Source organism: Salipaludibacillus sp. CF4.18, assembly GCF_051262595.1.
GTDB classification, from domain to species: domain Bacteria; phylum Bacillota; class Bacilli; order Bacillales; family Salisediminibacteriaceae; genus Salipaludibacillus; species Salipaludibacillus neizhouensis.
The window spans coordinates 1-7476 of the sequence record NZ_JBIMEV010000097.1; the positions used below are offsets into that span (position 1 = coordinate 1).

The 7476-nt window shown below is 35.1% G+C and carries 7 protein-coding genes; all 7 read left to right on the forward strand.

The genetic code is table 11. The annotated features are described in order from the left end of the window. Positions 1 to 531, forward strand: a 531-nt coding sequence (locus tag ACHABW_RS24975; protein WP_435759644.1) for a tRNA-dihydrouridine synthase, incomplete at its 5' end; no start/stop codon positions are given. A gap of 493 nt (positions 532 to 1024) precedes the next feature. After that, positions 1025 to 2218 (forward strand): NAD(P)-dependent malic enzyme, encoded by a 1194-nt coding sequence (locus ACHABW_RS24980; RefSeq protein WP_435759646.1) that lies wholly within the window; start codon positions 1025 to 1027, stop codon positions 2216 to 2218. 334 nt (positions 2219 to 2552) lie between these two features. Continuing rightward, the gene (dcuS, locus tag ACHABW_RS24985) at positions 2553 to 4160 is read left to right on the forward strand and encodes a DcuS/MalK family sensor histidine kinase (RefSeq protein WP_435759648.1); all 1608 of its coding nucleotides are present in this window, start codon (positions 2553 to 2555) and stop codon (positions 4158 to 4160) included. After that, positions 4150 to 4863, forward strand: a complete 714-nt coding sequence (locus ACHABW_RS24990; RefSeq protein ID WP_435759650.1) for a response regulator — start codon at positions 4150 to 4152, stop codon at positions 4861 to 4863. The genes dcuS and ACHABW_RS24990 overlap by 11 nt, the downstream gene beginning before the upstream one ends. Before the next feature lie 257 nt (positions 4864 to 5120). Beyond that, a complete protein-coding gene (locus ACHABW_RS24995; protein WP_435759652.1) occupies positions 5121 to 5303 on the forward strand; it encodes a YolD-like family protein in 183 nt (60 codons plus the stop codon). An 849-nt stretch (positions 5304 to 6152) separates the two neighbouring features. Then, entirely contained in the window at positions 6153 to 7181 is a 1029-nt protein-coding gene (locus ACHABW_RS25000) for a glyceraldehyde-3-phosphate dehydrogenase (RefSeq protein WP_435759654.1), read from the forward strand. A 76-nt stretch (positions 7182 to 7257) separates the two neighbouring features. Then, positions 7258 to 7476 (forward strand): phosphoenolpyruvate carboxykinase (ATP) (locus ACHABW_RS25005; RefSeq protein WP_435759656.1); only part of this gene is annotated, 219 nt, incomplete at its 3' end.

Genomic DNA, 7476 nt, shown 5'->3' on the forward strand with positions numbered 1-7476 from the left:
GACGAATGGCGCGGCTGGCTTACACACTTATTGAAGCAAGACATCGCAAATCTTTCTATTTATCTGCGTACAAAAAAGGAAATGAGTAGCGTGGATGCTCATTGGGAACTGATTCCGGAGATTAAAAAACTTCGTGATCATCTGGCACCAGATACACTTTTGACGATCAATGGGGATATTCCTGATCGTCAAACTGGCTTGGACCTCATTCATCAATACGGTGTTGACGGGGTTATGATTGGGCGTGGTATTTTTAAAAATCCATTTGCCTTTGAAAAGGATCCGAAAGAGCATAGTAGTGAGGAATTTCTGGTTCTTCTAAGGTTACAGCTTGACCTCCATGATCACTATTCAAAGGAATTTGAACCGCGTCCATTCAAACCTCTTCATCGTTTTTTTAAGATATATGTCCGTGGGTTTCGAGGGGCGAGTGAATTAAGAAATCAAATGATGAACACAGAGTCAACAGATGAAGTTCGTACATTGCTTGATAACTTTAGGTCAAATAATGTTGATTCTAGTATATTATAGTTAAGATATTACAGCCGATTGGTATGTTTTGTACAATCTATATTGAGTGCGTTTCGCAGATAGTTTTAACCGTAATAAGTGCTTTTATTAACTAGAAATTGTTTTTTTATATAGACTTTTTACTAGAAAGTACAACGGTACTTAACTCAATTATAAAATTGACATAATTCATTGAAAGACGATTACTCTTAGTAATCGTCTTTCTTCATTGTTCTTAAAGGGCTAAGTCAAATGGAGAGGAAAGAATGGATAGACTAATAAACAAAGGTATTTTTGCGAGGTTCATCCTGATCTTGAGGAGATAGTTTGGTTTAATTTTTTTAATAACAAAATGAATTTAATAATTATAAAACCTGTTAAAATGGTTAAATGTTTATTATAAATAAAAGTATGGGGTTTGCGTAAAATTTCAAAATGATAACGTTTTAATTTGTTAAAGGGCATTGTTCCATATATGAATACCAAATTTTTCGTTGAAGTGGAGAGTGTAACGATGGATAAATTGCGAGAAGAATCATTACAAATGCATAGAGACAATAAAGGGAAATTAGAAACTACTGCAAAAGTTGCAGTTCGAAATCCTAAGGAGTTAAGTCTTGCTTACTCACCTGGAGTAGCGGAGCCTTGCAAAGAAATTTTTGAAGATAAAAGCAAAGTGTTTGAGTACACGATGAAAGGAAATACTGTTGCAGTTGTTACTGATGGATCTGCTGTTTTAGGGCTTGGTAACATTGGACCTGAAGCGGCAATGCCCGTAATGGAAGGTAAAGCAGTTCTATTTAAGAGTTTTGCTGGTGTAGATGCGTTTCCAATATGCTTAAATACAAATAATGTGGATGAAATTGTGAACACAGTAAAACTTCTCGAGCCAAGCTTGGGTGGAATTAACTTGGAAGACATTTCAGCGCCGAGGTGTTTTGAGATTGAAGATCGTCTCAAAAAGGAAACGAACATCCCGGTTTTTCATGATGATCAACATGGAACAGCTATTGTGACTGTTGCTGGTTTAGTAAATGGATTGAAGATAGTTGATAAAAATATATCAGCCATCAAAGTGGTGATTAATGGTGCTGGTGCAGCAGGTATTGCCATTGTTCAATTGTTAAATCTTTTTGGTGTTAGTGATGTTATCCTTTGTGATTCTAAAGGAGCCATTTACGAAGGCCGTCCTCATGGAATGAACCCACTTAAAGAAAAAATGGCTAAAATCACCAATCGTACCAATGTAATGGGATCACTAGAGGAAGCTGTAAAAGGCACTGATGTATTCATTGGAGTATCTGTTGCTGGTGCATTAACGAAAGAAATGGTTGGTACGATGAATAAGGACTCAATTATTTTTGCAATGGCAAACCCAATACCAGAGATTATGCCAGAGGATGCCAAAGTTGCTGGTGCAAAAGTGATTGGAACTGGCCGTTCAGATTTTCCTAATCAGGTAAACAACGTACTAGCTTTTCCTGGAATTTTTAGGGGGGCATTAGATATACAAGCTACACATATTAACGAAGAAATGAAAAAAGCAGCCGTACTTGCGATTTCATCACTTATTTCAGCGGAAGAATTGTCGGCAGACTATGTTATTCCATCACCATTTGATAATAGAGTAGCACTTGCAGTGGCAAAGGATGTTGCAAATGCTGGAATCGAGACAGGGGTAAATAGAAAAGCTGTTGTTACTACTTGATAATTGTAAAGGAAAAGGGTTAGATCGCAGACTTTTGTAAGGGGACGTATATCGTTATACTATTTAACTGGAATCGACTGCATTTAAAGCAGTCGATTTTAAATTTAATAGACCATTTTATAAAATTGGCAGCTACCTTCACACCGCAAGTATCAAGGGAAGCCCACCCTTGATACTTGCGGTGGAAGCTAACGCTGTATTTAATAAAAGACGGCTATGCCGTTTTTCTTAATAATGTCTGAAAATAGTTGAGATAAACCTGTGCCTTATACCACATCTACATGGATAAACTAATTTTGCTATAATCCTTTAATAGGATATGGGGTGATTTATTTTGAGACAAAAATTTAAATTAAGCCACATTATTACGGTATTTGGCTGCGTCGTTATTTTATTTTCCTTATTAGTTACAGACATTCTTATCACTAGTACTACAGGTGAGCGGATCAGAGCCAATCAAGAAGAAAAGGCATTGATTGTATCTAGAACAGTTGCTGAATCTGATATTGTGAAGGGAAGTCTATTAGCAAATGAAAATTCAGAAGCTATTCAAGCATATACGAATGAAGTACAATCAATTACTGAAATGATGTTTGTTGTAGTAATGGACATAAACGGAATTCGATATACACATCCTAATTCGGATAGGATAGGAAAACCTTTTTCCGGAGGAGATCAACAGGACGTTTTACAAGGGGAAGAGTATGTATCGACATCCGAAGGTACCCTTGGTGACTCTTTAAGAGCTTTTACACCAATATATGATAACACCGGAAATCAAATCGGAGCTGTCGCAGTTGGGATCTCATTAGAAATGGTTGAGCATGCCTTGTTGCAAAGCCGTCGCAATATTATTATGGGAAGTTTACTTGGTATCATCATCGGGGTAATTGGAGCACTTTTACTTGCTAAATATATAAAAAGAATATTATTTGGGCTTGAACCTTATGAAATTTCTAAGCTTTTGGAAGAGCGTAGTACGATGTTACAGTCTGTTCATGAAGGAATAGTGGCAGTGGATGAGTATCAAAATATTACTTTGGTAAATAAGTCAGCGCTTCGATTATTTAAAAAAGCTGGGTTACACGACCAACCCATTGGAATGAATATATCAGATTATATGCCAAACACGAAACTAGATCGAGCGATGGAAATAGGCGAATCTGAGCGAGATGAGGAAGAGATTTTAAATGGAATAGCCATATTAACCAATCGTGAACCTTTAATTGTAAATAATAAGGTTGTTGGCGCAATTGCTACTTTTAGAGACAAAACTGAAGTGAATCAGCTAGCAAAAGAATTAGTAGGTGTCAGGACATACGTTGAGGCTCTTCGTGCACAGTCACATGAATTCATGAATAGGCTTCATGTTATTCTTGGTTTGGTTCAAATGGAAGCTTATGATGAATTAGTTGCGTTTATCCGAAAGATTATTGATCTTAAAAATCAAGATGCAGAATTAGTGACCAAAAGTGTCAAGGATCCTGTCCTAGCAGGTTTTCTGATGGGGAAAATGAGCTATGCAAGAGAAAGAAATGTCACATTTACTATCTCAACTGACACGAGCATTAGTCAAGAGCTTAGTGTAGAGATTAGTAAGGAGTTAATTACTATTATTGGTAATTTAGTTGATAATTCAATTGAAGCACTCTCCACTAGTATACAAAAGGAACTCACATTAAGGTTAAAAGAGAAAAACGGTAAATTACAAGTAACTATTTCTGACACAGGGCCAGGTATAACCGATACGAACCTTAAAAAAATCTTTAAAAAAGGGTTCTCCACCAAGGGTTCTAACAGGGGGTTTGGACTTTATTTAATGAAACAAAGTATTGAGAAATTAAATGGATACTTTAATATTTCTAGTAGTGAAAAAGGTACTGTATTTGAAGTAGAACTGGACTATGATTTAATGAGAGATGGGGTACAAGATGAGTATTAAAGTACTAATTGTAGAAGATGATCCAATGGTGGCAGAGCTTAATAAGCGCTATCTTAGTAATATTGAAGGATTCCAATTAGTAGGCATTGCGAGTTCAGTAGAAGAGGCGATGGAGCTGATGGAAAAAAGTGAAAAAGATATTCAACTAATTTTGTTAGATATTTATATGTCAGGGAAGAACGGTCTCGAAATGTTATCAACAATTCGAGAAAAAGGTTTACCAATTGATGTTATACTAATTACTGTTGCAACCGATACCGAGAATATTCAAACAGCTCTGCACTATGGAGCGATTGATTATCTAATCAAACCTTTTGAATTTACGCGATTTAAACAAGCACTCTTTCGATATAAAGAAAAATTTGAATTTATGCATAAACAAAAGGGTTTAAATCAAAAGGACCTTGATCAAAAGCTATTAAACTCTGAACGAGAAAGAATGAACGAGCAGAAGGTTTTGCCAAAAGGATTAACGAAAAACACCTTGTTAGTTATTATTGATATGATTAAGAAAATGAAATCTTTTTCAACAGAGGACATAGCGGAATCAACAGGAATTTCCAGAGTTTCCGTGCGTAAGTACCTTATGTTTTTGGCTGAAATTGATGTGCTAGAAGAAACGCTTACTTATGGCATCGGTAGGCCAGTGTATCATTATTCCTATAAAGGCAATAACGAAAAATTGGAAGCTTATTTAGTATGACTCAGACGCAATATGTGTTGAGTCTTTTTTTTATGAAATTTTTTACTATTTTTAATTACATAAATAAATCAATAATTTTATAAACTTTTAAATATATAAAATGTGAATTAAGATGTTTAGTGCAGATGCAAGCGATTACAAAATGGTAAGGAGTCACACAGTCAGAGATAAAAAAAGAGGTGCAAATAAAATAGCTCACACCCTAATAAATTAACCCCTTTTCTATAAAGGAATTTAGTTATTGAGGAGATAGATAGATGTTTTTAAAAGAATTAACCAAAAACCGCTTTATTACCATTATTTATTTTGAATATGGATCTCAACAAGTATGCAAAGGTCGAGTATATAAACTTAATCTTTACCATCAAACCATTTATGTGATAAACGAACAGCAAGATGCCATCTCTATTCGATTAGCTAGTATTAAGGAAATTCATTAGTACTTTTAAATTATTTGATTTTAAAAAATCATTCCAATAGCAACCCACTCGAAAACCTATTCTAGCTTAATAAAAACACACAGAACACTTTCAATATTAATGTGCCACGTGAACAACTATTGGAGCTAGAAGTGTATGATATGTATTCGTTACGTTGGGAAATTGAGATCTTATGAAGAACATGGGAATTTATTTTTGGAATAAATAATCAAGAAAACGAAAATAGAACGATTTGAATGTTATTTATATAGCACTTTAATTACCATACTAATAAGTTGTACCTTGGCATTTCAAGCTAGAAACTATTTATGCAAAAAGAAACAAATGGAGCTAAATGGATATATAGGAATCAGCATCATGCAAGAATAAAACCCATCAAAGAAACCACTTGGCGCTTTCGTTCTATCAGCTTAATAGTGGCTAATTTCAAGACTTTCTCGATAAACTGGTTAAGCAGCTATTTGGCTGCGTACTTTTTTAAAATTAAAAACGCTTACATTAATTACATAAACTTTTTATTATTCTATAGAACTACTAAAATACAGAAGAGAGAAAGTCATTAAGCATGGAACATCGAAGAAAATGGAAGCGCTCCCTTATAAAAAAAACGGCATAGCCGTCTTTTATTAATTCTTATCTCTTAAGAAGAGACTAAATCTTTAGAGCTACAAATGACATAGGGTACTTTTCGTTATTATCTCTTTGGTAAAATTTTTAAATTAAAAAGCTGATTTTGATTAAGTTATTAAAAAAATGAAATATGTTATGAATTTATTTTTCATTAATGTTATACTATTTATGAAAAATGATGAAATATTATAACATAATTAAGGAGGAGGAGTTGTTTATATGATTAATGTTGCTATAAATGGATTTGGTCGTATTGGAAGAATGGTATTTCGTCAAGCGATAAAAGAAAGTTCATTTCAGGTTGTAGCAATTAATGCGAGCTATTCGGCAGACACGTTAGCACACCTTATTAAGTATGACACCGTGCACGGGAAATTTGACGGTTCCATAGAGGTAGTGCAAAATCGCTTATTGGTTGATGGTAAGGTGGTTCAACTTCTTAATCATCGTAATCCGCAAGATCTTCCTTGGAAGGAACTAGGCATAGATGTTGTGATTGAAGCCACAGGAAAATTTAATGCAAAAGAACAAGCAAGTCTGCACATAGAAGCAGGGGCAAAGAAGGTCATTATAACAGCTCCTGGTAAAAATGAAGATGCTACTATTGTAGTTGGTGTAAACGACAGTCAGTTGGATATTACAAAACATGATGTTATCTCAAATGCCTCCTGTACAACCAATTGTCTTGCTCCAGTCGTAAAGGTGTTAGATGAACAATTCGGCATTGAGAACGGCTTAATGACCACTGTACATTCCTATACAAATGACCAAAATAATATCGACAACCCACATAAGGATTTACGTAGAGCTAGGGCTTGCGCACAATCCATTATTCCGACTACAACAGGTGCAGCTAAGGCATTAGCAAAGGTACTACCACATTTAACCGGAAAGCTACATGGTATTGCACTACGTGTTCCGACTCCAAATGTATCGCTTGTAGACCTTGTAGTAGACGTAAAATGTGATGTGACAGTGGAACAAATTAATAATGCCTTTCAGACTGCGTCCCAAGGATCGATGAAAGGTATTATAGAGTTCTGTAATGAGCCGCTTGTGTCAGTAGATTTCAATACAAATCCAAGTTCGTCTATTATTGATAGTTTATCTACAATCGTTATGGGAACCCGTAAGGTAAAGGTTCTTGCCTGGTATGATAATGAGTGGGGCTACTCCTGCCGCGTAGTAGATCTCGTAAAGCTAGTAGCAGGTCAGATTGCTAGCCAAAAAAATATGCAACATATTTAAAGGGATGTTCTCCTAACAAAACTATCTATAGGAATTACGAGGAATTTTCATTAAAAAGACAAAGGGTGGTATGTATATGAGTAATGTGAAGGCCAAAGTTGAATTATATGATTTACTAAATGGAAGCAATGCAGAGGTCCAATTAAGTGTTTCGCAGTTAGTAGAAAAAGTAATAATGAGAAAAGAAGGAAAATTAACTTCGACTGGTGCTGTTTCAGTTTCAACAGGTAAATATACAGGTCGCTCTCCTAAAGATAAATTCATTGTGAAAGAAGCATCCACTGCAGAAAAAATC

What these genes read in the sequence shown, in the direction of transcription:
- ACHABW_RS25000 (WP_435759654.1), top strand. Translation starts at nt 6,153, where the DNA reads ATGATTAATGTTGCTATAAATGGATTTGGTCGTATTGGAAGAATGGTA.
- ACHABW_RS24990 (WP_435759650.1), top strand. Translation starts at nt 4,150, where the DNA reads ATGAGTATTAAAGTACTAATTGTAGAAGATGATCCAATGGTGGCAGAG.
- ACHABW_RS24980 (WP_435759646.1), top strand. Translation starts at nt 1,025, where the DNA reads ATGGATAAATTGCGAGAAGAATCATTACAAATGCATAGAGACAATAAA.
- ACHABW_RS24995 (WP_435759652.1), top strand. Translation starts at nt 5,121, where the DNA reads ATGTTTTTAAAAGAATTAACCAAAAACCGCTTTATTACCATTATTTAT.